The 24013-nt window shown below is 58.3% G+C and carries 21 protein-coding genes; all 21 read left to right on the forward strand.

What is annotated here, in order from left to right:
* The first annotated feature begins 119 nt into the window (after window positions 1–119).
* The 21 genes from IIC71_00275 (at window position 120) to IIC71_00375 (ending at window position 23985) form a co-directional block, all read left to right on the forward strand.
* Window positions 120–1697, forward strand: coding sequence for a carboxypeptidase regulatory-like domain-containing protein (locus tag IIC71_00275; protein MCH7667628.1), 1578 nt, complete (start codon window positions 120–122; stop codon window positions 1695–1697).
* Window positions 1691–2362: a type II secretion system protein gene (locus IIC71_00280; GenBank protein ID MCH7667629.1), complete on the forward strand. Its 672-nt coding sequence runs from the start codon at window positions 1691–1693 to the stop codon at window positions 2360–2362. The genes IIC71_00275 and IIC71_00280 overlap by 7 nt, the downstream gene beginning before the upstream one ends.
* On the forward strand, window positions 2346–3956 hold the full coding sequence (locus IIC71_00285) for a hypothetical protein (GenBank protein MCH7667630.1): 1611 nt from the start codon (window positions 2346–2348) through the stop codon (window positions 3954–3956). Before IIC71_00280 ends, IIC71_00285 begins: the two co-directional genes overlap by 17 nt.
* A 52-nt stretch (window positions 3957–4008) precedes the next feature.
* Window positions 4009–4680 carry an MBL fold metallo-hydrolase gene (locus tag IIC71_00290; protein ID MCH7667631.1) on the forward strand — a complete coding sequence of 224 codons (672 nt, stop codon included), beginning with the start codon at window positions 4009–4011 and terminating at the stop codon, window positions 4678–4680.
* The gene (locus IIC71_00295) at window positions 4680–5909 is read left to right on the forward strand and encodes a histidine--tRNA ligase (protein ID MCH7667632.1); all 1230 of its coding nucleotides are present in this window, start codon (window positions 4680–4682) and stop codon (window positions 5907–5909) included. The genes IIC71_00290 and IIC71_00295 overlap by 1 nt, the downstream gene beginning before the upstream one ends.
* Entirely contained in the window at window positions 5906–7672 is a 1767-nt protein-coding gene (gene aspS, locus IIC71_00300) for an aspartate--tRNA ligase (protein MCH7667633.1), read from the forward strand. Before IIC71_00295 ends, aspS begins: the two co-directional genes overlap by 4 nt.
* Window positions 7673–8025: 353 nt before the next feature.
* Complete coding sequence (locus IIC71_00305; GenBank protein ID MCH7667634.1) at window positions 8026–9366, forward strand: replication-associated recombination protein A; 1341 nt, start codon at window positions 8026–8028, stop codon at window positions 9364–9366.
* Between the two features lie 60 nt (window positions 9367–9426).
* Window positions 9427–9627 (forward strand): hypothetical protein, encoded by a 201-nt coding sequence (locus tag IIC71_00310; GenBank protein ID MCH7667635.1) that lies wholly within the window; start codon window positions 9427–9429, stop codon window positions 9625–9627.
* Between the two features lie 43 nt (window positions 9628–9670).
* Window positions 9671–12328 carry an alanine--tRNA ligase gene (gene alaS, locus IIC71_00315; GenBank protein ID MCH7667636.1) on the forward strand — a complete coding sequence of 886 codons (2658 nt, stop codon included), beginning with the start codon at window positions 9671–9673 and terminating at the stop codon, window positions 12326–12328.
* 41 nt (window positions 12329–12369) lie between these two features.
* Complete coding sequence (ruvX, locus tag IIC71_00320; GenBank protein MCH7667637.1) at window positions 12370–12753, forward strand: Holliday junction resolvase RuvX; 384 nt, start codon at window positions 12370–12372, stop codon at window positions 12751–12753.
* Window positions 12750–13886 (forward strand): endolytic transglycosylase MltG, encoded by a 1137-nt coding sequence (mltG, locus tag IIC71_00325; GenBank protein ID MCH7667638.1) that lies wholly within the window; start codon window positions 12750–12752, stop codon window positions 13884–13886. The genes ruvX and mltG overlap by 4 nt, the downstream gene beginning before the upstream one ends.
* Complete coding sequence (locus IIC71_00330) at window positions 13883–14668, forward strand: hypothetical protein (GenBank protein ID MCH7667639.1); 786 nt, start codon at window positions 13883–13885, stop codon at window positions 14666–14668. Before mltG ends, IIC71_00330 begins: the two co-directional genes overlap by 4 nt.
* 173 nt (window positions 14669–14841) lie before the next feature.
* A complete protein-coding gene (gene tadA, locus IIC71_00335; protein ID MCH7667640.1) occupies window positions 14842–16488 on the forward strand; it encodes a Flp pilus assembly complex ATPase component TadA in 1647 nt (548 codons plus the stop codon).
* Window positions 16489–16886: 398 nt separating this feature from the next.
* Window positions 16887–18152: a type IV pilus twitching motility protein PilT gene (locus IIC71_00340; protein ID MCH7667641.1), complete on the forward strand. Its 1266-nt coding sequence runs from the start codon at window positions 16887–16889 to the stop codon at window positions 18150–18152.
* Entirely contained in the window at window positions 18152–19375 is a 1224-nt protein-coding gene (locus IIC71_00345; protein ID MCH7667642.1) for a type II secretion system F family protein, read from the forward strand. The genes IIC71_00340 and IIC71_00345 overlap by 1 nt, the downstream gene beginning before the upstream one ends.
* Window positions 19376–19562: 187 nt before the next feature.
* A complete protein-coding gene (locus IIC71_00350; GenBank protein MCH7667643.1) occupies window positions 19563–20057 on the forward strand; it encodes a prepilin-type N-terminal cleavage/methylation domain-containing protein in 495 nt (164 codons plus the stop codon).
* Between the two features lie 128 nt (window positions 20058–20185).
* The gene (locus tag IIC71_00355) at window positions 20186–20965 is read left to right on the forward strand and encodes a prepilin peptidase (protein MCH7667644.1); all 780 of its coding nucleotides are present in this window, start codon (window positions 20186–20188) and stop codon (window positions 20963–20965) included.
* 137 nt (window positions 20966–21102) lie between these two features.
* Window positions 21103–22167 carry a type IV pilus assembly protein PilM gene (gene pilM / locus IIC71_00360; GenBank protein ID MCH7667645.1) on the forward strand — a complete coding sequence of 355 codons (1065 nt, stop codon included), beginning with the start codon at window positions 21103–21105 and terminating at the stop codon, window positions 22165–22167.
* A complete protein-coding gene (locus IIC71_00365) occupies window positions 22167–22784 on the forward strand; it encodes a PilN domain-containing protein (GenBank protein ID MCH7667646.1) in 618 nt (205 codons plus the stop codon). The genes pilM and IIC71_00365 overlap by 1 nt, the downstream gene beginning before the upstream one ends.
* Entirely contained in the window at window positions 22781–23470 is a 690-nt protein-coding gene (gene pilO, locus IIC71_00370) for a type 4a pilus biogenesis protein PilO (GenBank protein MCH7667647.1), read from the forward strand. Before IIC71_00365 ends, pilO begins: the two co-directional genes overlap by 4 nt.
* A complete protein-coding gene (locus IIC71_00375) occupies window positions 23467–23985 on the forward strand; it encodes a hypothetical protein (protein MCH7667648.1) in 519 nt (172 codons plus the stop codon). The genes pilO and IIC71_00375 overlap by 4 nt, the downstream gene beginning before the upstream one ends.
* The last annotated feature ends 28 nt before the right edge of the window (window positions 23986–24013 follow it).

Here is a 24013-nt window from a genome sequence, read left to right on the forward strand (position 1 = left end):
GCTCCGACTCAGATCTTGCGGGCTACGTCGGCCAGTAGTCATGTCATGCAGCGGAATTTAGTGCCCGAGAACATGGCCTCAGAACTCAAGAAACCGCCCAAGAATGCCGACAAATTGGGATGGCAACACTGAGGGACCGGCTGGTGGTCCGCATGCAACGCGCCGAGGGCGGTTTCTCCATCATCGAATCGATGATGGCGGCGACAATTCTGCTGATCGCCATCGTGCTCACGGTAACGCCTCTGGCGGTCTCCATGCGGGCGATCGACCGGGCCAAAGACACAACGATCGCTGAGAACATCGCCCAGGCCCGCATCGAAGAGGTCCGCTCTCTGCGGTACAACGATGTTGGCAATGTCGGCTTCGAACCCAACGGAATAATCTCTCGGACCGTGACCCAGACAGTGTCGGGTCGCGACTTCACCGTCCTAACTACGGTTGAGTACGCCGGCAGCCTGACCGGTCTCAACGTGGTTGCCCAGGGCGGTGACGGCGTGCAGGGTTTCTACGACATTGGTGTTAACTACAAGTCTGTCGTCGTTACTGTCTCCCCTGTCGTCGGTTCGGCAAAGCCCGTGACAATGGAGACGATCATCTCTCCTCCGACGATCGCCGCTCAAGAACAAATCGCGGTAGTTCAGGTGGATGTCGTCCTCCACGAGCCTTATGACTCCTACGGCGATGCCGCGCCGACACTGCAGATTGTGGGCGCGAAAACCTACGTTTCAGCGAACGCGACGTTGTCTCAGTATTTTGTCGAGGTCGATTTCGGAACTTATAACATCGAGCTATTTTCGGGATCTGACTGGCTAATCGACCCGGTATCAGTCTCATCCGGTGCAACGAGCGTCGATGCAGTCGGGGGTTGGAACGCGAGACGCACAATACAGCTGTACCAGCCAGCGTCTCTAGCAATGACGATCACCGATAAGGCTACCGGTTCGCCGATCGCGGACGCGGTCTTGACGGTAGAAGATCTGTCGTCAGGTTGGACTACCACAGGGGTAGCTGGGGAGTATGACTTCTCAAATCTTGTCCCAGATCGGTATCGAGTAACGGCAGCGGCGGGGGGGTATGCGCCGGCCTTCGTCGAGATTGATGTTCCCGGGTCCGGAGGGGCCAGTAGCGTTGCAGGCACCCTTGAGTTGGAGGTGCCGCCGTACGACACCGTGAACTACACCTTTACCGTGAGCTACGGCGGACAGTCCGACTACGTCATCAATGGTGCGGAGGTGACTGTTACGCACCCGACGTTGGGTTCCTGGGTCGGACATACAGATGAAACTGGGAATGTCACGCTCAATATCCCCGCGAACATGTCAAGCCTCGTAGCCACTGCAACAACGACTTGGGGCCACGGTAGCGTCGTATGGCGCTTCAGATCGACGCCTAGCGCGGAGAGCCGGGAACTCAAGTTGACAAAACCGCTTTCCACTGATCGATTCCGGTTACGCTATGGCCCAATAGGACCGAACGGATTTTACGAGTATCGAGTTGGGGGCACCGCCGGCACATGGATCCGAATACCGGCTAACTCCTTCGGCAATGTCTCGTTCATGGTCGTCGAAAGCTATGGGCTGCTCGTCGAGGTGACCGCATACTGCGGTGTCACGGACTATCCCGCGTCACCGCTAAGCACGGCAAGCACGACGCTGAATAACAGAAACAAGACGTGGAGTGTGTCCTCGTCATGCTGATGCCATCAACAGCCCGCCGGTTGCATGGTGAACGTGGCACGACGCTCACCGAGGTGCTGGTCGCCTCGATGTTGACAGTCATGATCGCGGCCGTGTTCCTGACCCTGTTTTCTGCCTTCTCGCGGAATGTGCAAGTTGAACAGCAGCGCGCTGAAGCGCTACGCGACATTCGGCCGGTTATCGCCCAGATGTTGGTCGAACTGCGCCAAGCCGTCGATGTTGATAATGATGGAGCGATCATTGCAAGCCTTGATTCCTCATGGGGCGGGTTGGATGTTGTCTTTCATTCGGACCGACGTGACGACATGGCGGGTCCGGAGAAGTACCACTACTACATTGCCAATTGCAGCGGCGGGTTGTGTGACCTCATGCATGAAACCACGCCCGCAGACGCCGGCTCGGGGCCGAACTGGACGTATGTGATCGGTCCGTCAATTACCCGCGTGTTGGTGACAAACGTCGTCGCCTCCGGGAACCCATTGTTTGAAGGCATTTCGTGGGCTACTGGGTCAGAAGTGGTGACGACGTCATGCGATGCGACGGCGCGGTGTGTCTTCGAAGTTGTCAAGATCGATCTAAGGATCGATCCTGATCCGAACAACGCGACACTCCCCGAAGTACAGATTCTCGAAGCTGTGAGGTTGCGTAATGGTCAGCGTACTTAGGATGCGGAGGTTGCACAACGAGGAAAACGGCGTCGCTATGGCGACCGTGATTATGGGCATGCTTGCGATCACCCTGATGACCGTGATGATCCAGTCCCTGGCAAGTTCTCAACTCAGCCAGGCGGACTATTTTCAGCGTGAGGACACGGTCCTCGCCGGGACAGAGGCGATGCTTGAACGATACGCCACCAAACTTTCTATTAATCCGCTGTACTACCAGCGTTACGTCGACGAGGCAGAGGCGCCTCGGAAATGTGTCGATCAGAACTCCTCCGGGTACAACACGATCGTGGAGCCGGGGAACACCTGGATCAGGGATTGCACCACATGGGACTATATCGAAACGACGAACTTCTATACCCACCCCCTGTTAACGGGTGGCGCCGGTCCCGCTGACGATATTGCAGTATTGCTGAGGGTGTCGCCGCCATCGGACGGAAAGGCGGTGGAGGTGACGGTCGTCGGACGACAGGCTGGTTTTCTCAACCCGAGAGTCGTCACAGCCGAGATTCGCCCGACGTCAGTCTCCGAGTTTGTCCGTATGGTCGAGAACGATCTTCGTTACGGCAGTGGAGCCAAGACGTTCGGCAAGGTTTACGTTGGTGGCAATGTCGGGTACCGGACCGGCGGCGAAGCACATGCCGATGTGTTCGCCGAGGGTTCGATCGGGTTCTACTCGGGTGGCAGGTGGTACGGACCGCCTACTTGGGAGAACGGTGCCGAGGGATACGACTCGAGTGGAAGCTACAACTCTGCTGGGGAGCTGATTACCGACTACTACCCCGATCCGATCGATTTTGACAGATTCTGGGATGATCTCGACTTGCTCGTACTCGAAGCATGCGAGGGGGGAGGTGTGTGCCTCGATCCTGCCGTGGATTCGCGAATCCCAAGCAACGTGGCTGCATATCTCATAGAAACCGTCAACGTGTCCGGGCAGCCCACCAAACTCAAAGTTTCGTATGCGACAAGCGGGCCGAGCGCCGACTACTGCGATGGTGACGAATCAGGGTGGACGAAATACTCCCAGAACGGCACCTGGAACTACCTCGACACCTTCGACGTGCCAACGAACGGTGCGGTGTGGGCGAACCAGCACATCGTGATCGGTCGCAAAAGTTCCTCGCCTTTTGTCATGAGCGGCATCGTGTCGTTTTACGCTGGCACGGCGTCGAGTCGGCGAAACATCATTGTGGGATCAGACGTGTTATATGTTGATGGACTCAACGGTACCGACATGGTGGGCTTGATCGGTTCGGACGCGGTGTGGATCAATGGCAACGGTATTGGAAACGATAGGGTTTTCAATCTGTATGCCGCGATCCTCAACCAGAACGGCCAGCTCATGACCTCGACAAGTTGTGCCGGTTCCCCGATGAACGGGCCCAATAGCGTTCTCAATATGTACGGCTCGAACGCATCACTCGGTACCGGGAATATGTCGTGCTGCTTTACTTTCCGCAACTACAATTTCGATGAACGCCTTGCTTGGATTCGCCCACCGTTCTTCCCACTGCTCAGCGACGCGTGGCGCTACACCAACTGGCGGGAGACCGCCACGCCATGCTGGGCTAAGCCCGCTGGCTGCTCTTAACACTAGTGACCTTGATAGCGCGACGAACGGGAGGTGGGGTAGTCTCTCGTGCATGAGTTTGGTCGTTGAAGGGCGGTCCCTGTGGATCGCCCAAACTAATTGTTATGTGATCGCTCGTGACCGCGGCGGTCCCGGCATTGTCGTTGACGCCCCACCGGACGTCGAGCAGATGGGGGAGCTTCTCGCGGACCTCGATATCACGCCCGTGGCACTGCTCGTAACCCACGGCCACATTGATCATGCGGGCGGGTCCGGCGGGTTCGCGGCGCGGAATCCTGGTGTCATCACCTATCTTCATCCCGATGACGAATTCCTGTATCGCGACCCGGCGACTATGTTGCGACGCCTTATGGGAACGATCCTGAACGCTGAGGAAATCAATCGTGAGTTCGGCGCTCCTGCCCAACTCGCCGAACTTTCGCATGATCAGCACCTCGAGATTGCGGGGATCGACATCCAAGTGCTGCACACGCCCGGTCACACCCCGGGACACTGCTGTTTCTTGATACCTTCTGAGGGATTGCTGTTCAGCGGCGATCAGTTGTTTGCGGGGTCTGTCGGTCGGACTGACCTACCTGGTGGCAACACCGAGCTGCTCTTTGAGTCGATGCGTGCTAGCATCCTGCCGCTCGACGACGACATCGAAGTCTTGCCAGGACACGGACCGGCCACAACTATTGGCTACGAGCGGCATACCAACCCGTTCCTCCAGGAGCTTTCGTAGTGGATATCAGGGCCCCCAAGGGAACCGACGACATCCTCCCCCCGCAGTCGCGGATATGGAGTCACGCCATGGCGGTGTTTGAAGACATGTCACGGCGTTACGGTTACGGCATGGTGTTCACGCCAATGTTTGAGCGAACCGAACTCTTTGAACGTGGGGTCGGAGCCGACACCGATGTTGTCGAAAAGCAAATGTACACGTTCGCTGATCGAAAAGGGCGCTCGTTGACACTGCGCCCCGAAGCAACCGCATCCGTGGTGCGTGCGGTGCTCGAGTCGGGCCGGGCCGGCGTGTTCAAGGGTGCGTATTCGGGGCCCATGTTTCGCTATGAACGCCCTCAGAGGGGGAGACGCCGACAATTCTGGCAACTCGGGGTCGAATATCTCGGTGAACCAAGCCCTCTTGCTGATGTAGAGGTCATCGAAGTCGGATATCGGTTCTTGGAGAAGATGGCGGTACCGGACGTTGAAGTACAGCTGAACTCCGTAGGGGATCCTGGGGACCGCGTTGAGTACCGCACCGAATTGCAATCCTGGTTGCGCGAACGCGAGGAGCAGCTTTCGCCGGAATCACGAAGGCGGATAGATACCAACCCCCTGCGAGTTCTCGATTTGAAAGCAGATCGCGACACCACTGCTCACGCTCCGACACCAGTTGACCATCTAGGAACCGCGGCGGCTGAACACTTCGCCGCGGTCAAACTAGGGCTTGAAAACGTTGGCATTCCATATGTGATCGCCCCGCGCCTGGTCCGCGGCCTCGATTACTACAACCGGACAGTTTTCGAATATGTGCCCCGCCAGTACGGTGCTGCCCAGAGCGCGGTCGGGGGTGGGGGACGGTACGACGGTCTCGCCGAGACTCTTGGAGGTAAGCCGATGTACGGCGTTGGGCTAGCAATGGGTCTGGATCGGATTCTCCTCGCTGGCGGAGATATCGATCTTGGGCCGGAGCTGGATGCATATGTCGTGGTGGCAGATCGCACGCTACAAGCTCGGGCCGTGTCGCTCGTCGGGGAACTCCGGTTGGACGGTCTCAGTATCGACATGGATCTCGGCGATTCGAGCGTGACGGCGCAGTTCCGCGCCGCCGACAGAAGGAACGCCGACGTTGCCATCGTGGTGGGGCCCGAGTGGGCCGACGGTGAGGTTGTCATTCGCGACCTCACCTCGGGCGTGCAAGACAATATTCGCGTTGAGGAGATTGCTCCATGGCTACACAAGCGATGAAGGACACTATGGCCGGGACACTCCGCGCCGGCGATATCGGACGCACGGTGCGGATCGCCGGATGGGTCGGCAGTCGGCGCGACCACGGGGGAGTGGTGTTCATTGATCTGCGAGACACAAGCGGCATTGTCCAGGTGGTCCTCAACCCAGAGCACAGCCCGGCACCACAAGATGTGGTGCATGCACTGAGATCTGAGTACTGCATCGCTATTGAAGGCACCGTGCAGGCGCGTCCGTCGGGGACTGCAAACGCCGATTTGCCAACGGGTGATGTCGATGTCGTGGCGACATCTCTAACGATTCTGAACCCGTCCGATCCTCTCCCTTTTCAAATCAATGATCGGGTCGAGGTTGAGGAAGTAAAGCGACTGGAGTTCCGGTATCTGGACCTTCGTCGCACACGAATGGCCAACAATCTGCGTGCCCGATCCCGGGCAGTGCAAGCAATGCGCAGAGTCCTTTGTGAGAAAGACTTTCTTGAGGTGGAAACGCCGACGCTCATTGCTTCAACACCCGAAGGTGCTCGCGACATGCTCGTCCCTTCTCGCATGCGACCGGGGCACTTTTACGCGCTTCCCCAGTCGCCGCAGCTTTTCAAGCAGATGTTGATGGTTGCGGGCGTCGAGCGGTACTACCAGATCGCCCGTTGTTACCGAGACGAGGACCTGCGCGCCGACCGCCAGCTTGAGTTCACGCAGCTCGACCTTGAAGGGTCGTTCTGGACACAGGAAGACGTCCTCGACACTCTCGAAGACATCGTGTGTGAGGTGGTCGGAGACGTACGAGGCACGGAGTTACCTCGGCCGTTTGTACGAATGACATACGCCGAAGCGATGCGCCGGTTTGGCACTGACAAGCCCGACACGCGTTTCGCAATGGAGATTGCCGATCTGACCGACACATTTGCCGACACCGATTTCAAGGCGTTTTCCGGGGTTCTCGAAAGTGGCGGTGTTATTTCAGGGATCAACGTAGGAAAACTCGGGCTCGCGCGATCAGGACTCGACGCTCAGGTTGACCGGGCCATCGAGCTTGGAGCCAAGGGGCTGGTATGGATGGTCGTTCAAGAAGACGGCACGCTGCGTTCGCCGATCGCTAAGTTCCTCACCGATTCCGAAGTGGAAACAATCAAGGTAAGGCTGGACGTCTCATCCGGTGATGTGCTGCTGCTCGTGGCCGATGCCGCTGGCGTAGTCAGGAAGGTACTCGGGCAGTTGCGACTCGACCACGGCAGACCGCAAGACCACGCCGATCTCGAATTCCTGTTCATCGTAGACTTCCCAGCGTTCGAGAAGACCGACGACGGCGGTTTCGCCCCCGTTCACCACCCGTTCACTGCACCTCACTCGGTGCAGGAGATGCGGGACCACCCAGAAACTGCGTTATCGCACGGGTACGACTTGGTGTTGAACGGTTCCGAACTTGGGTCTGGCAGCGTGCGTATCCACAACGCGGAAGTCCAAGAGCAGGTGTTCGACGTGCTGGGAATCTCAAAACAAGACGCCGACGAGCGTTTTGGGTGGTTCGTCAGGGCCCTGCGTTTTGGTGCGCCGCCACATGCCGGTTTTGCGATCGGGGTCGACCGACTGGTGTCCATCCTCCAAAACGAGCCGAACATTCGCGAGGTCATCCCATTCCCGAAGACGCAATCCGGCGGTGATCCACTAACCGGGGCACCCTCGAAAGTTGATCCTGCCCAGCTCGACGAGCTGGGCATTCAGGTGTCGCCCGACGTTATCAAGGAGTGGGCCGACCCTACGTAAGTCATGACGGTCACCCTCAGTGGTGAAGAACCTCTGGACCAGTAGTTATCCGCAGTCTATTATGTAGTGGCTGGCATAGTTTTGGAGGGCAGCGTGGCAGTTGCAGGTTTGTGGGACGATGTCGATGAGGTTGCAAGGCATCGATCAGTGTTTGGTTTGACGTGTCCGATATGCAGTAGCCCGTTGACGGCTGTAGATCTGGTCGGAGGCTCATCTCGCACAGTCGCCGGTTACGAGCTGTCGTGTCCCCAGGGGCACAGCCACGTTGTCGAGGTCACAACCCCCCCGGCGTAGACCTCCGCCGAACCATCGACGGCGCGAGCACGGATGTGCGTTCGGCTAGTGTCCGTACAATGGACCTGTTTGCCGAGCAGCGCGACGAGCGGCGGTTTCTCGCGGCGCCACTTGCGGCTCGGATGAGGCCGAGGTCTCTCGAGGACGTTGTCGGCCAGCGGCACTTGCTCGGCGCTGACGCGTCGTTTCGCGCAATCGTGACCTCCGGCCAGCCGGTCTCCATGATTCTGTGGGGTCCTCCGGGCACAGGCAAGACAACCCTTGCAAGGCTGGTCGCAAAATATTCTGATGCCCGTTTTGTGCAGCTCTCTGCGACATCTGCCGGTGTCAAGGACGTTCGTGAGACGCTTTTCACGGCTCAACAACGGATCGACGACGATCAGGGGCGGACGGTGTTGTTCATCGATGAGATTCACCGATTTTCAAAAGCGCAGCAGGACGCATTACTGCCTGGTGTCGAAGACGGCACGGTGACACTCATCGGCGCAACCACTGAGAACCCGTTTTTTGAGGTAAACGCACCTTTGATATCAAGGGCGACCCTGTTTCAGACCGAACCACTGACTCCCGGGGAGGTAGGCGAACTCCTCGACAGGGCGGTTGCAGACACAACAAGAGGCCTCGGCGGTACCGTAAACCTCACCACGGAAGCACGAGATACGTTGGCTGAACGTGTCGGCGGGGATGCCCGCCTCGCTCTCACAACGCTGGACGTTGCCGCCAAGATCGCCACGCTCCGCAATAGCGATATTGACGACGAAGTCGTCACGGAAGCCCTCCAGAGACGTGTCGTGCGCTACGACAAAGGCGGAGATCGTCACTACGACATTATCTCCGCATTCATCAAGAGTCTCCGCGGCTCCGACCCTGATGCCGCGATGTTCTGGCTGAAAACCATGATTTCGGGTGGCGAAGATCCTAAGTTCATTGCCCGACGGCTCGTCGTGTTTGCCAGTGAAGACATCGGTCTTGCCGACAGCCGCGCGTTGACAGTAGCTGTGGATTGTTTTGCGGCAGTTGAACGTGTTGGATATCCCGAATGTGAGTTTGCGCTGGCACACGCAACACTGTTTCTTGCGTTAGCGCCAAAATCGAACTCGGTGAAAACAGCAATGAGTTCGGCAGCGCGACTTGTGGAGTCGACACCCATTGCAGAGGTACCGCTGCATCTGCGTAATGCTGCGGTTGCTGGACTCGCTGATATCGGTCATGGTGTCGGATACATTTACCCTCCCACCGAGCAAGGCAGCGTCGTAAAACAGGCGTACCTGCCCGAAACGATCGTGGATGCCATCGTGTATCGCCCCCGCAAACAGGGTGCCGAGCTGCATCATGCCGACCGGTTGTCACAGATTGACGAGATTCTCGGCAAGGCGCCGCGACAAAACGCAGAGGAGTAATAGGCGAGCGCAGTGAGAAAGTCGGTCCTGCGCTAGTGAACGGGTAGTACATTGAACACCATGTTCGTTCGACTCAGATGGTTCACGCTTGGCGCAGCCGCAACGGTGGCAGGCGGCATCATCGGCGCGGCAAAGCTGAAGCGTGCTCGCCAGAGCCTCACCGCGCACAATGCCGCCAGACTGGGGGCGCGCGGCGTTGCCGGAATTATCGAACGTGTGGCGGATTCGGTTACCCCTTCAGAACATGGTCCACGCCGGTAGCGGGATCTCGACTCGCTTAATTCACCGACTAATCTCCGCACCCATGCAGATACAGCAGATTCGCACCACATTTCTCGAATTCTTCGAGCAGCGCGGCCATACGGTGGTGCCGTCAGCGTCGCTCATTCCCATTGACCCGTCGCTGCTGCTCACAGTGGCAGGCATGGTGCCATTCAAGCCATATTTGCTCGGCGAAGAGCCGGCCCCTTATCCCCGCGCAACGTCCGTGCAAAAATGTATCCGCACAGGAGACATCGACATTGTCGGAACCACGGCCAGACACATGACGTTTTTCGAGATGCTTGGCAGTTTCTCGTTTGGGGACTACTTCAAAGAGGAGGCGTGCGCCTACGCCTACGCCCTGATGACGGAGGGATTCGGGTTCGACCCGCAGCGTTTGTGGTACACCGTTCACGAGACGGACGACGAAGCCGCCGAGATTTGGATCGACCACGTCGGCGTCCCGGCCGAACGTGTGCAGCGTGGAGGAAACGACAACTTTTGGCAGATGGGTGTCGCCGGCCCGTGTGGCCTGGCGTCAGAGATCTTCTATGACAGAGGCGAGCGATACGGCCACGACGGAGGGGCGATTGGAGGGGACGAAGATCGTTTCGTCGAAATCTGGAATCTTGTGTTTATGGCGTACGTACAAGACGTCCCGTACCACATAATCGGTGAACTCCCCTCGAAGAACATTGATACTGGTGCCGGACTCGAGCGCATCGCAATGGCGCTCCAGGGCACTGAGACACTGTTCGAGACAGACGAGGTTCGCCGGATCATCGCGGCAGCCGAGACCGCAACGGGCGCGACATTTGGTGACAGCAACACTACGGACGTCAGCCTGAAGATCCTTGCTGATCACGGTCGTGCGGTAACACACCTCATCAACGACAAGGTCGTACCGTCAAATGAGGGGCGGGGGTACATTCTGCGCAGGCTGCTGAGGAGGGCGGTGAGACACGGCTACAAGCTCGGATCTTCAAACCTGATCATTCCGGAGATGGTGGAAGCGACGATCGATGTTATGGGCGATGCCTACGCGTCGCTTGTCGAGAACCGTGATTCGATTCTTACTTTGGCCGAGCGCGAAGAAGTGCAATTTCGCAAGACTCTCGAAGCGGGGAACCAACTGCTCGAGGCCGAGCTCAGCGCGATAGCGGCGGCCACGGCCAACCACGAAACAGACACCTCCGATACAGTCGCGTTCTCAGGGGGGACGGCTTTCAAATTGCACGACACGTTCGGGTTCCCGGTCGAGCTAACAGAAGAGATTCTGGCGGAACGCGGCATCGAGCTTGACCGGGCGGCGTTCGATACCGAGATGGAGGCGCAACGCAAGCGTGCACGGACAGCGTTTAAGGGAGCGAACCCCGCTGGTATTGCTGATCTCTACCGCGTGTTGTTACGCGACGTCCAGCTAACCGAGTTTGTTGGATATACGGCTGATACCGCCACCGCAACAGCACTTGCAATCATCCGCGACGGCGAGGTTGTGGAGCGAGCGGACGTAGGCCAAGACATCGAGATATTCCTCGACAAGACGCCTTTTTATGCTGAGTCGGGCGGCCAAATGGGGGATACAGGCGAGCTGAGGACAGCAACGGGGACCGTCGTCATCAGCGATACGCAGCTCGCAATGCAGGGTGTGCATGGCCATCGTGGCGTTGTCACCGCTGGGTACATTCAGGCCGGTCAGGATATCTCCGCCTCGATTGACCTTGCACGTCGAGAGTTCTTGCGGCAGAACCACACCGGTACCCATCTTCTGCACGCCGCATTGCGCGAGGTTGTCGGTGACCATGTCCAACAAGCCGGTTCGCTGGTGGCCCCAGACCGCTTGCGGTTCGATTTCAACCACCACACCGGCATTTCGCCCAAGGAGATCCGTGACATTGAACTGCTCGTCAACGAAGAGATCATCAAGAACTCGACGGTTGACACGGTGATTACGTCCAAGACTGATGCCGAAAAGATGGGGGCAATAGCGTTCTTCGGTGACAAGTACGGTGACGAGGTGCGAGTTGTCAGCACGGGGTCTTTCTCCACTGAGTTTTGCGGGGGGACACACGTGCCGACGACCGGGCAGATCGGGCCGTTGATTCTTGTTAGCGAGGGTTCGGTAGGCGCAAACATTCGTCGTGTTGAAGCGCTTGCCGGCATTCGAGCATATGAACATCTCGTCGGCATGCGACGCGAACTCGAAGGAGTCGGCGAGGAACTTCGAACAAAACCCGGCGGTGTTCTTGCCGCAGCTCGTGCCCTCAACGAGCGAATGCTGGATCAAGAATCACGCATCGAACAGCTCGAAGCGCAAAACCGGTCGCGGGTTGCTACGTCGCTGGCCGAAGATGCCGAGACGATCGGGGGCGCAAAGCTGCTGGTTGTTGGGCAAGACGATTCTGATGCAAACCAGCTCCGCGCACTCGCCTACCAGCTCCGCGACCAGATCGGATCAGGGATCGCGATTTTGGGTTCTGTGAACGCAGGCAAGGGAGTCCTTGTAGGAATCGTCTCAGACGATCTTGTTGCTCAGGGTGTATCGGCAGGCGACATCATCGGTCCGGCAGCCGCACTCCTTGGTGGTGGTGGTTCACGCGACCCACAGCTATCGCAGGCCGGCGGGCCGAATGGGGAGCGGATGCCTGACGCGCTGCAAACGGCGCGGGACACCGCTCGTAAGCTACTGGCGGACCGTTGACCGGCGGTCGGATCCTGGCGATTGACCCGGGGGAGCGCCGCATGGGCATCGCGTTATCCGACCCTACCGGTATCATCGCGTCACCGTATGACGTTATTGATACAAAGCAGCGCGGATTCGTCGAGGCCATTCGGGCAATCTGTGCTGAGCACGACGTTGTGAAGGTCGTCGTTGGCCGTCCGACGTCTCTTTCGGGACACGATGGTGCAGCATCCGAACGGGCTGAACGGATCGCGCAGCGCGTCCGCGACGCAACCGGGTTGCCGGTCGAACTCGTCGACGAGCGCTTCACCACGAAAGAGGCCGAGAGAGTGCTTCTTGAGGGGAACGTCAGGCGCCGTGACCGCAGGGCCGTGATCGACAAGGTTGCCGCTAGTTTCATCCTGCAGACGTACCTTGATCGACCGAATCGACGTGACGAATGAACGAACAGTTCTACGTGGCTGAGCACCAGCCCGATCCTCCAGATGCGCAACCGTGGTGGTTGCCCTGGGTTTTACGGATCGTTGGCGTTGTCGCGATCCTGAGCCTTGGTGTGATCGGGTGGGGGATCATTCGGGGCATCGTTGAAGACTTCGCCGACTCTGTCGGAGTTAGTGCGAGCGATTCGGAGGTGGCCTTCGGCACGATTATCGAATTCACGATCCCAGATGGTGCGTCGGCGCGCTCGATCGCGAGCATTCTTCGCGACCGTGGCGTGATTATCAATTCGCGAACGTTCGAGAAAGAGGTCATCGAGACGGGTGTTGCGAACCAGTTGCGAGCGGGCACCTACACGATGCCTGCCGGCTCCAGCTACGAAGAAGTCGTGGCCCTGCTGACAGAGGGACCGCCAGCGGCTGAGGTGTACAAGCTCACGGTCATTGAGGGGCTCCGCATTGAAGAGATGCTCGCGTCCATATCTGAGGTGTCAGGCCACTCCGTCGCCGTTCTTGAGGCGGCGCTGGTGTCGGGTGACGTCACGTCCGAGTTCCTTCCTGACAGCCTGCCGGATGGGACACCTCCGCTCACCGCGTGGGAAGGTTTACTTGCTCCAGACACGTACGAATTCGTTGTCGGCAGCCCACCTGCCGAGGTGCTGCAGACTCTCGCCACGACCCTCGAAGGTCGACTTGAGGCGCAGGACTGGTCCGATCTCGAGGACGCCGGGTACACACCATATGAGGGTCTCGTAATAGCATCCCTTATCGAAAAGGAGGCGAAGCTTGAGGAAGATCGCCCGCTGATATCCAGTGTGATAGCAAACCGGCTCGACGCCGGCATAGCGTTGCAGCTCGACGCGACGGTGATCTATGCGCTTGGTGAAAATCCAGGTCGCGTTCTTGAATCGGACCTTCAAATTGACTCGCCATGGAACACGTACAGGGTGGCGGGTTTACCGCCTACCCCGATTGGTGGTGTCCGCGTCTCGTCGCTCGAAGCTGCCGCGTCCCCGGCGCAAACGCAGTTTTTCTACTACGTGCTCGTTTCCGTTGAAGGGAAACACGGATTTTCGGAAACGCTCGAAGGGCACAACGCCAAGGTCGCAAAGGCTCGGGCGGACGGAGTGTTGCCATGACCCAGAAGAGACTCAGGCTAGGAATATTGGGGAACCCGGCAAAACACTCGTTGTCTCCGGCTTTGCACCGGGCCGCCCTTGCGGACCTTGCGATCGAAGGTTCGTACGACGCATGGGAAGTCGACGTTGATGGCGCAAAACAAGTGCTCGAGGACCTGCGGCGCGGGTCAATCGACGGATGCAACGTCACGATGCCGTTCAAAGGCCTTGCGTTCGACTACATGGACCGACGTTCGGAACTCGCCGAACGAACCGGAGCTGTTAACACTGTCGTTGCAGCCGACGGTGAACTAGTGGGACACAACACGGATGTTGGGGGAATCGTGGGGGCGTGGCGCTACCGTCATCTTCCTGCTGATGGTCGTGTTCTGGTGCTGGGCGCGGGCAGCGCGGCGGCTGCCGCGCTCGTTGCCCTTGAAGATCGCGACATCGTCGTGGCTGCGCGCTCTGAGGAGGCTGCCCGCGCCGTGATCCGCAAAACCGGTTCTAGAGGAGTTGCTGTGGCGTGGGGGACTCCGATAGCCGGCGTAGTTGTCAATGCCACGCCGATCGGTATGAATGGTACACAGCACACTCCCGCAGTAGTCGAAGCGGCGACGGGGTGGTTTGAAATGGTGTACGCCTACGGCACAACCGATGCTGAACGGACCAGTCTGTTGAACGGAAAACCGGTGTCCTCCGGAACCGACATGTTGCTCCATCAGGCGCTGCTGGCCTTTCGCATCTGGACCGGGGTGGAGCCCAGATTCGATGCCATGGCCGCGGCACTTCCAGTGGTCTAGCAGCCACGAGACCAACCACCATGGGTCACACCCCGTGACTCATTAGCGCAAGTCCTCAAGCGCCCGGATGATGCTGCCGACAAACGTTCAGACGTTCGCTTCTAGCGAGCGTGGGAATGACACCGTTCTGAGGAGAGAATAAGGTGCCGAGCGACGCTCGACATTTAGGCACGATGCTCCTGGAAGAGGGACTTCTTAGCCGCGAACAGCTTGACCGGGCCGCCGAGACGCAGATTGCGTCCGGCGTTCCGTTAGGCCGCGTCCTTGTCGAAGAAGGATTCGTCGTTGAGTCCGATCTGGTCAGGACGCTTGCCCGACAGATCGGCATCGAGTACGTCGATCTCAGTGAGGTCCAAATCGATCCTGCGGCTGTTGCCACGGTGCCCGAGTATCTCCAGGACCGATACACGGTGCTTCCAATCGGCTACGAGGACGGCAGGCTCGTGTGTGCCATGGCCGACCCTGCCAACGTGCTTGCCATCGACGATCTCCGCGCTGTCACCGGACTCGACATCATCACCAAAGTGGCGACACGATCTGATCTTGAAGACGCAATTCGTAGACAATCGAGTTTTGACGAATCTGTCTCCGACCTTGCCGACCTCGCCGCTGAAGAAGAGGACGACATCGACCTCGGCGGGCTTGAGTTCGCTGCCGAGGAAGCACCTGTAGTCAAACTGCTGAATACGCTGATATCTCGCGCTGTTAACGAGCGCGCTTCTGACATTCACATCGAGCCCGGTGAAAAGGATCTTCGCATCAGATTCCGTATCGACGGTGTGCTCCATGAAGTGATGCGGACGCCGCGATCGATCGCAAACGCGGTTGTATCGCGCGTAAAGATCATGTCCGACCTCGACATTGCTGAACGACGCCTACCGCAGGACGGACGGATTGCGCTGCGCGTCTCGGGTAAAGCAATCGATCTGCGCACGTCAACTCTTCCTTCTATCTACGGAGAAAAGGTCGTGATGCGGATCTTGGACAAGTCTGCGGGAGTCATCGCGCTTGTCGACCTTGGATTCGAGCAGTACAACCTCGACAGATTCAAACAGGCATACGAGAAACCGTATGGCACGATCCTCGTGACTGGCCCGACTGGATCGGGAAAGACAACGACGCTCTATTCCACCCTCGACATATTAAACACCGATGCCGTGAACATCATCACGGTTGAGGATCCGGTCGAGTACCGGCTCGCCGGTATCACGCAAATCCAGGTAAATCGCAAGGCGGGGCTGCTCTTCGCGACGGCGCTGAAGTCGATTCTCCGCGCTGACCCCGACATCATTCTCATCGGTGAAATTCGCGACGGGGAGACCGCGGCGATTGCTGTCGAGTCGGCGTTGACCGGTCACCTTGTACTGTCAACGCTGCACACGAACGACGCGCCGGCGTCGATCGGCCGACTCATCGACATGGGTGTAGAACCATTTCTTGTGGCTTCGGCGGTCGACTGTGTATTGGCACAAAGACTTGCGCGCCTACTTTGCGAGAAATGCAAAGTGCCGGACGATTCGGTCACCGAATCAATGCTTGCCGATGTGGAATGGGATGAGGAAGTCCACGGAAGTTCTGAGGCCTTCAAGGCAGTGGGTTGCGCGACGTGTTCGATGACCGGGTTCCGGGGGCGCATCAGTTTGAACGAAGTGATGCTCGTCAACGAAGAGATCCAACGGCTCATCGTGGAGCGAGCATCCGCCGAGGTGATCAAACGTGCGGCGATTCGAGAAGGTATGAGAACTCTGCGCGATGACGGATACGGCAAGATTTCGCGGGGCCTGACTTCGTTCGAAGAGATACTCAGGGTTGTTGCGTAGCTTGCCGATACGACATGAGACATACGCAGGGAGCGTGTCACGACATGGACACTGTCGATAGACAACTTGGTGAGATACTTGTAGATCGCCGTCTACTGACGCGCGACAAACTTGAGGAGCGACTGCTCACCGTCGAGTCGTCCGGCACGCCACTCCCGCAGCTGCTCGTCGCGTCTGGTGACGTTTCGGATCGTGACATTCTTGCTTCAGTCGCAGAAAAGCTGAAGGTCCGATTCATCGACCTCGAGGGACCTGATCACGTGTACCCGGACCCCGGTGCGCTGCGCAAGCTGCCCGAGCGGATTGCCCGCGAATTGCGGGTCCTCCCGATTGAGATCGAAGCCGCAGGAGCGCTCGTTGTGGCAATGGACGACCCACTCGACACGAAACGTGCGGATATGGTTCGTGAGGCGGTGGGCCGTGACGTGACGGTAGCCCTCGCTTCGCGCAAGCTCATAGAGACCGCAATACCGGCTGCATATCTCGGTCTCAATGTTGAGATCTCTCTCGGGGAACCGGAACCTGCGGGCGCTAGTTTGCAGACGGGCGCCGACGAGAAAACCAGCAATGGCGACCTTGGAGCGCTGCCCGAAGATCACCCGCACGTCAACGATCTGTTACGCGAACTCGTAGAACGCGGCGGATCGGACCTACATCTAACAGCCGGTTCACCGCCACAGATGCGGATAAATGGCTCCTTGTACCCGATGGACGGGGTTGGCCTGTTGAAGCCGGCTCCGCTGCGGTCGATGATCTACGAGATTCTTACCGGGCGTCAGCGCGAGCAGCTTGAAGAGACCCGAGAGCTTGACGCATCACACCCGGTACCTGGAATCGGGCGGTTTCGAGTCAACGTGTTCTTCCAGCGGGACGCCGTTGCGTCCGTGATGCGCGCCATACCAAACGAGGTGATGACTCTGAAGCAGCTTGGTATGCCAGAGATTGTCCACGAGTTCGCCACCTACCAACGTGGTCTTGTGCTGGTTACGGGTCCGACCGGATCAGGTAAGAGCACGACTCTTGCTTCAATAATCGACGTCATCAACTCGACTCGCGCCGATCATATCGTGACCGTCGAGGATCCGATCGAATTCACGCACCGTCACAAGATGTCGATTGTGAACCAGCGGGAGGTCGGCACCGACACGCTGAGCTTCGCATCAGCGCTGAAGCACGCCCTACGTCAGGATCCAGATGTCATTCTGGTTGGTGAACTACGTGACCTTGAAACGATTTCGACGGCGATCACGGCAGCCGAGACTGGGCACCTGGTGTTCGCGACGTTGCACACGCAAGATGCTCCGCAATCCATTGAACGAATCATCGACGTGTTTCCTCCGTATCAGCAGCAGCAGGTTCGCGTCCAGCTTGCCAGTTCGATCCAGGCGGTGCTCAGCCAGCAACTCCTCAAGACGGTCGACGGCAAGGGCCGCGTGGCGGCGATTGAGGTGATGATTGCGACTGCTGCCATCCGCAACCTCATTCGCGAAGGCAACGTGCACCAGATCACCTCTGCAATGCAGGCCGGCGGAAGATTTGGGATGCAAACAATGGACGCAGCGTTGGTGGCGCTCGTCAAACAGGGCAAGGTGACCGAAGCTTTGGCCCGTGACAGATGTCAGGACGCTGACGTGTTCGACGCAATAATGAAAGGGGCTATGTGATGGCGACAACGTTTGCGTACAAGGTACGCGACAAACAAGGACAACTTCGTACTGGCAAAATCGAGGGGCAAAGCCAAACGATGGTCGCCAAGGCCCTGCGCGAGAAGGGACTCACTCCGATCTCAATTGAGGCGGAAAAGTCCTCAGCGTTACAGATGGAAATCAAGATTCCGGGGCTTAGCAACAGAGTTCGCGCCAAGGACACGGTGCTGTTTTCTCGTCAGTTTGCAACGATGGTCAACTCGGGTTTGTCCTTGATCCGGGCACTCTCAGTGCTCGTCGACCAGACGACTTCGGCGGCTCTTGCGGACGTCATACGCCAAGTGCGCTCGGACGTCGAAAAGGGGACCTCGTTGTCTCAGGCAATGGAACGGCACCCTAAAGTGTTTGGCGAGCTGTACGTCGCGATGATCAAGGCCGGTGAGATCGGCGGCATCCTGGACGAGACGCTTGAACGTCTGGCTGACATGCTCGAGGCGAATCTCAACCTGCGCTCCAAGATCAAAGCCGCAATGGCTTATCCGCTCGTTGTCGGCATCCTGATTCTGTTTGTGACGACCGCCATGATCGTGTTTGTCGTGCCGATTTTCGCCACTATGTTTGAAGAGATGGGGAACGGTGCGTCGTTGCCTGCGCCGACACTTGCGTTGGTCGCTCTCTCCGACATTGTTACCGGCTATTGGTGGGCGATCATCCTGGGTGTCGTCGGCACCGTCGTCGGATTCCGCAAATGGAAGCGCACGGAGCGGGGCCGACTGATGTGGGACACCGTCAAGCTCAAACTTCCGGTGTTCGGTCAGCTCGCCCACAAAACATCGCTTTCACGATTCGCACGGACGTTTTCGGTGCTGAGCCGCACCGGCGTCCCGATACTGCAGGCCATTGACATTGTTGCGGCAACGTCCGGTAATCGAAAAATGGCGCTCGCTCTCGAGGACGTGAAAGCCGCGGTACGCAACGGCGAGTCGCTGGCGGAGCCGTTGAGCAGACACGATATCTTCCCACCGATGGTTGTTCAGATGATGACGGTTGGCGAGGAGACGGGTGCCCTCGACGAGATGCTCGCCAAGGTGTCGGACTTCTACGATCGCGAAGTTGACGACATGGTCAACGCCCTGACAAGCCTGATCGAGCCCTTGCTGATCATCGTGATGGGTGTCACCGTTGGTGGCATTCTCATTGCGCTCTATTTGCCGATCTTTAATCTCGCCAGCGTCGTATAGAGACTGCGCCCGTGCCGGATGAATTGCTGCGCGGCGCACGCCGTCGGCCGCATTGACCCGCTGGGTGTACTCGGCAGGCCCCGGTTGGACAAAACCGCTCAACTTTCGTGCGGATTATTCCGATAGAGACAGTGAGGCAGCCGCAACCGGCGGCCCGTTATTCCATTGTCTACATGGAGGTTCACATATGCGTTGGATGCGCGAGCGTCTCAACAAGGAAGAGGGTTTCACCCTCATCGAGCTGATGGTCGTAGTGCTCATTATTGCAATTCTCGTTGCTATTGCCATCCCGTCCTTCCTAGGTTTCCGGAGTCGTGCTCAGGACCGTTCGGTTCAGGTGGATCTTCGGAACGTGCTTCTTGCTGAGAAGGGCTTTTTCATCGACAACGTGGCGTTCACCGCTACGGCGTCTGACTTGCAATCGTTCGAGCAGTCGATCACTCTTGACTCGGCCGGCCTGGTCGGTGTCGATGTCACCCTGGTCACCACAGCGAGCCCTGTTGGTGTCTGTCTGATCCGTATTAGCGACTCTGGCAACAGTTTCGCAATCTTCGAGGATTCGACAGCCTCCGGTGGAACGTTCTATCGGGCCACAGCGTCGGGTACGACATTGACCTGCCCAACAGCTACTGGCGCCGGCACGCCTACCGGCTGGCAGACAGGTAAATTCCCGGCCGCATAGACAACTCGATACCTATTTGAAAAAGGGTGGGACGGCACCGCCGTCCCACCCTTTTTCATCGGCGCGGACGCCATGGCGAAACCACACCGACAGTTAGGGTGTAGCCGTCTAGCCAGAAATCTCTCTTGATGTCAGACGAATTCGTTGTCTTTACGCTTATGGCCGTCCTCGGTCTCTCGGTCGGGTCGTTTCTCAACGTGGTCGCCTACAGGGTGCCTATCAAACGATCGGTGTTACGGCCTCGCTCGGCGTGTCCAGTATGTGCTGTCGAGATTTCCCCTCGCGACAACATCCCGGTCGTTTCCTGGTTGTTGCTCAAGGGTAAATGCCGGGCGTGTGGGGACAAGATCTCTCCGCGCTACCTGTTCGTCGAAGCCGCTACGGCTGCGGCATTCACGATCACTACGGCTGTCGTGGGGCTCGAATGGGTTCTCCCGGCGTTTTTGTGGTTTGTCAGCGTGACGATCGTTCTGATTCTCACCGACATTGACCACAAGCTGATCCCGAACCGCATACTGTATCCGGGCATCGTTGTCGGGATGGTGCTGCTCGTCGCAGGTGGAATTGCCGATGGTGGAGCGACCGATGTTGGCCGGGCGATGCTTGGTGGTGCCGCGTATTTCATCGTGCTACTGGTCGTTGCACTGGCTGCACCTACAGGGGGGTTCGGATTCGGCGATGTCAAACTTGCGATTTTGCTTGGGCTGTTCACCGGGTACTTGGGCTGGGGTCAGGTTGTGGTTGCTTTCTTCTTTGCGTTCCTCGCCGGGGGTGTGTTCTCAATGCTGCTGCTCGTCACCGGCATCAAGGGTCGTAAAGATGCGATTCCGTTTGGTCCGTACCTCGTGTTCGGGGCCTATCTTGCGATTGCCTGGGGTGATCAAATTCTCGATTGGTACCTCGCGTGACCGCGATATTGCGCTGCAATCGGGTTCGGTTTGTGGCCTGGGTGGCGCGCTGTCTATGCTCGCTGCGGATGGGTAGTTAGTCCTCAACTCTGGGCCCGGACGGCTACCGGAGGTGGTATCGTCAACGTGGAGAAGAGATGGCTGTCTCAATCGGTCTGGATATAGGCGGCGAAGCCGTCCGGGTCGCAGTTCTCGACACATCGAAATCCAAACGCACCCTGCGGCGCTTCGTGGAAATGCCGCTTCCGTCCGGTGCGGTGGTCGCCGGTGACATCCTCGACGAGGGAGCAGTGGGCGAGGTGATCGCGGCGCTGTGGAAGCGACACAAGTTGCCACGCAAGGGAGTCGTTGTTGGTACCGCCAACCAACGCCTTGTGGTTCGCCAGGTCGATCTGCCCCAAATGGAAGAATCAGAACTCGCAGAGGCGCTGCCGTTCCAAGTTCAAGACTCGATTCCGATGGCGGTCGATGAGGCAGTTCTTGACTTCGTACCGTTGGAAGACTTTGTAACACCGTCGGGTGAGCCGATGATGTCGATACTTGTCGTTGCAGTACACCGCGAGGTGGTCGACACCCTCATGCGGGTCCTCGCGGTAGCGAAGATCACCCCAAAAGCCATTGACTTGCAGAGCTTCGGACTCGTGCGGGCCGTGTACGGCATGGCACCCGCCGTTGACAACCCTCTCCAGTTGATCGTCGACATAGGCGCAACGGTCACTCAAGTTGTTATCGCCAAAGGAGGCTCGGCACGGTTTGTCCGTCTTCTGCCGCGTGGTGGTGACGAGTTTACAAAGGTCCTTGAAGAGGCAATGAGCGTGGACACCGAACTCGCTCGCGAAACCAAAATGCGTGTAGGTGTCGACCCCGACGAAGAGCCGGGCACCGAAGATGAGGACTCCAATGCCCGCCAGATCCTGACACGGACCGGTGACCAACTCATTGAGGAGGTTCGCGGGTCGGTGAACTTTTTCCGGTCACAGAACAACAACGAAGAGGTTGTCCGCCTCGTTGTAGCCGGCAACGGTGCCCGCATGCCCCACCTCGCCAACCGGCTGGCAGCCGCTTTGGGCATACCGCTCGAACCGGCACGGATTCTGGACCTCGTGAACGTTGGCCGTGTTGGCCTTTCGGACGAAGAAATGCAGGATGCGCAGCCGGTGTTACCGACAGCCATTGGTCTTAGTTTGTGGGGGGAGTTGTAATGCGGGCGATCAATCTGCTACCCCCAGAGTCGCTGCAAAAGCAGAAGGGTCAGCGAAAGCGCGCGTTATTGATTTTGCTCACAGTTGCGTACCTCGGGTTCCTTGGGCTGGTCACATCGGTCCTTGGGGGTCGAGTCGGGGAAATAGAGGACCGCAGAGACGCGCAAATCCAGTTGAACTCCAGCACCGAGTCCGAGATAGCTGTCTTGGCGCCGATGGATGATCTGTTCGGCGAGTACACCGTTCAAAGGGCAACACTCGAGACAATCCTGGCTCGCGATGTTTCATGGGGCAGGGTACTGAACGATCTGTCGAGAGTGATGCCCGACAGAACCTGGCTGACGAGCTTCAACGGCACAGCCAACGTCGCGGCAACCACGCCGGGCCTCGGTTCGATCCAGATGAACGGAGTGGCGTTCGACTTCCCTGACGTTTCTGCGTGGCTGAGGGCGCTGGACGCTGACACCTTCCCCGCTGTCGACGGTACCTGGGTGTCGACCATCTCCACTGCGCTCCTAGGTGAAATCGAGATACTCAACTACGTCAGCCAAACGGCGCTCACGGAAGCTGCGGATGCCGGGCGACGAGAAGACCGTATCCCTGAGGTGAACTCTTGAAACGTTCCACTGTCGCACTTGGGGTTCTTGGCTTTCTCTTTGTGACGTTGCTGTGGTGGACGTTCGTCATTGGCCCGCAGAACAGCGATGTCGACACCGCAAATCAAGAATTGCAAACAGAAGAAGACCGGGCCTTCACCCTGCAGACCCGACTGGCTCAGCTTCGCGAAATCAAAGCGAACGAGGTGTCGTACCAGTTTGCCATCGGTGCCATGCAGTCTTCGATTCCTGTCGAACCCGACCACGCCACCTTCATCTCCGACATCAACCAGCTTGCAGACAGCACCGGAGTGCGTATCAGCGAAATCTCACTTGCCCCACCTGCGCAGACAGCTTTGGAGGTCGAAACGCCGGTGTTCGAGGTCGCCGTTTCGTTGTCAGTCACGGGACAGTATTTCGAAGTTCTCGGCTTTTTGTACGGTATCGAAGCCATGGACCGGTTGGTGCGGACCGACACGATTTCTCTGAGTCCCGGCGCTACACAGGATTCCGGCGACGCAGACGTCGATGGAGTGCCGGACGTTCCGGTGAACCAGCGAGCCGAAATCTCCGAGCTGAACGCGGAGTTAAGCCTGCGTCTCTTTACGCGGACCGGCGTGCTCATCGTTGTTGAAGAGCCTGCCGCTGGTGAAGACAGCGGAGACGATAGCGGAAACGCTCCACCAGAAGACGAGGTCGGCGAATGAGGTCCGGTAATCGCTACGTGGCAGCTCTTACTGCTACGGCTGTCTTGCTCGGGGCTGGGGTCTTTGCCGGTTGGATGATGGTGTCATCCGGTGTGCTCGGTTCGGTCACTGTGCCTTCGGACAGCCCCTCGCGCCCGATTGTTGCTGCTGCGCGGGCACAGGCACAAGAAGCGCAACCGGTGAACGTAGTTTCGGGATCGTTCCAACTCTCGCAGCCTCGTGACCCGTTTCGACCTCTCGTCGGTCCTGGCTCTCGGGGTGGGATTCCGGGCGTCGGCGGGTCGGGAGACGGCGGGACATTCAACCCGGCGAACATCATTACGTTGCAGGCAGTCAACACGGTCGGCGGGGAATTGCAGGCAACGATCGTAGTGAATGGCACGACGTATGAGGTCGGTGTCGGTGACACGTTCGCCGGTTCATACAAAGTGGTCAGCCTCACCGCGACGTCGGGCGTCTTCATGTTCGGGGACACCGCGTTTGAGCTCTCTGTTGGACAACAGATTCTGAAATAAACGATTCTCCGCTCTTGGGCGGAGCCCC

This window comes from Acidobacteriota bacterium, from assembly GCA_022562055.1.
Lineage (GTDB): Bacteria > Actinomycetota > Acidimicrobiia > Spongiisociales > UBA5794 > BMS3BBIN02.

What these genes read in the sequence shown, in the direction of transcription:
- aspS (MCH7667633.1), top strand. Translation starts at nt 5,906, where the DNA reads ATGAAGGACACTATGGCCGGGACACTCCGCGCCGGCGATATCGGACGC.
- IIC71_00345 (MCH7667642.1), top strand. Translation starts at nt 18,152, where the DNA reads ATGGCGACAACGTTTGCGTACAAGGTACGCGACAAACAAGGACAACTT.
- IIC71_00305 (MCH7667634.1), top strand. Translation starts at nt 8,026, where the DNA reads ATGGACCTGTTTGCCGAGCAGCGCGACGAGCGGCGGTTTCTCGCGGCG.
- mltG (MCH7667638.1), top strand. Translation starts at nt 12,750, where the DNA reads ATGAACGAACAGTTCTACGTGGCTGAGCACCAGCCCGATCCTCCAGAT.
- pilM (MCH7667645.1), top strand. Translation starts at nt 21,103, where the DNA reads ATGGCTGTCTCAATCGGTCTGGATATAGGCGGCGAAGCCGTCCGGGTC.
- IIC71_00330 (MCH7667639.1), top strand. Translation starts at nt 13,883, where the DNA reads ATGACCCAGAAGAGACTCAGGCTAGGAATATTGGGGAACCCGGCAAAA.
- ruvX (MCH7667637.1), top strand. Translation starts at nt 12,370, where the DNA reads ATGGGCATCGCGTTATCCGACCCTACCGGTATCATCGCGTCACCGTAT.
- IIC71_00340 (MCH7667641.1), top strand. Translation starts at nt 16,887, where the DNA reads ATGGTTCGTGAGGCGGTGGGCCGTGACGTGACGGTAGCCCTCGCTTCG.
- IIC71_00290 (MCH7667631.1), top strand. Translation starts at nt 4,009, where the DNA reads ATGAGTTTGGTCGTTGAAGGGCGGTCCCTGTGGATCGCCCAAACTAAT.
- IIC71_00285 (MCH7667630.1), top strand. Translation starts at nt 2,346, where the DNA reads ATGGTCAGCGTACTTAGGATGCGGAGGTTGCACAACGAGGAAAACGGC.
- IIC71_00375 (MCH7667648.1), top strand. Translation starts at nt 23,467, where the DNA reads ATGAGGTCCGGTAATCGCTACGTGGCAGCTCTTACTGCTACGGCTGTC.
- IIC71_00355 (MCH7667644.1), top strand. Translation starts at nt 20,186, where the DNA reads ATGTCAGACGAATTCGTTGTCTTTACGCTTATGGCCGTCCTCGGTCTC.
- tadA (MCH7667640.1), top strand. Translation starts at nt 14,842, where the DNA reads ATGCTCCTGGAAGAGGGACTTCTTAGCCGCGAACAGCTTGACCGGGCC.
- IIC71_00280 (MCH7667629.1), top strand. Translation starts at nt 1,691, where the DNA reads ATGCTGATGCCATCAACAGCCCGCCGGTTGCATGGTGAACGTGGCACG.
- IIC71_00275 (MCH7667628.1), top strand. Translation starts at nt 120, where the DNA reads ATGGCAACACTGAGGGACCGGCTGGTGGTCCGCATGCAACGCGCCGAG.
- IIC71_00310 (MCH7667635.1), top strand. Translation starts at nt 9,427, where the DNA reads ATGTTCGTTCGACTCAGATGGTTCACGCTTGGCGCAGCCGCAACGGTG.
- IIC71_00365 (MCH7667646.1), top strand. Translation starts at nt 22,167, where the DNA reads ATGCGGGCGATCAATCTGCTACCCCCAGAGTCGCTGCAAAAGCAGAAG.
- alaS (MCH7667636.1), top strand. Translation starts at nt 9,671, where the DNA reads ATGCAGATACAGCAGATTCGCACCACATTTCTCGAATTCTTCGAGCAG.
- IIC71_00350 (MCH7667643.1), top strand. Translation starts at nt 19,563, where the DNA reads ATGCGTTGGATGCGCGAGCGTCTCAACAAGGAAGAGGGTTTCACCCTC.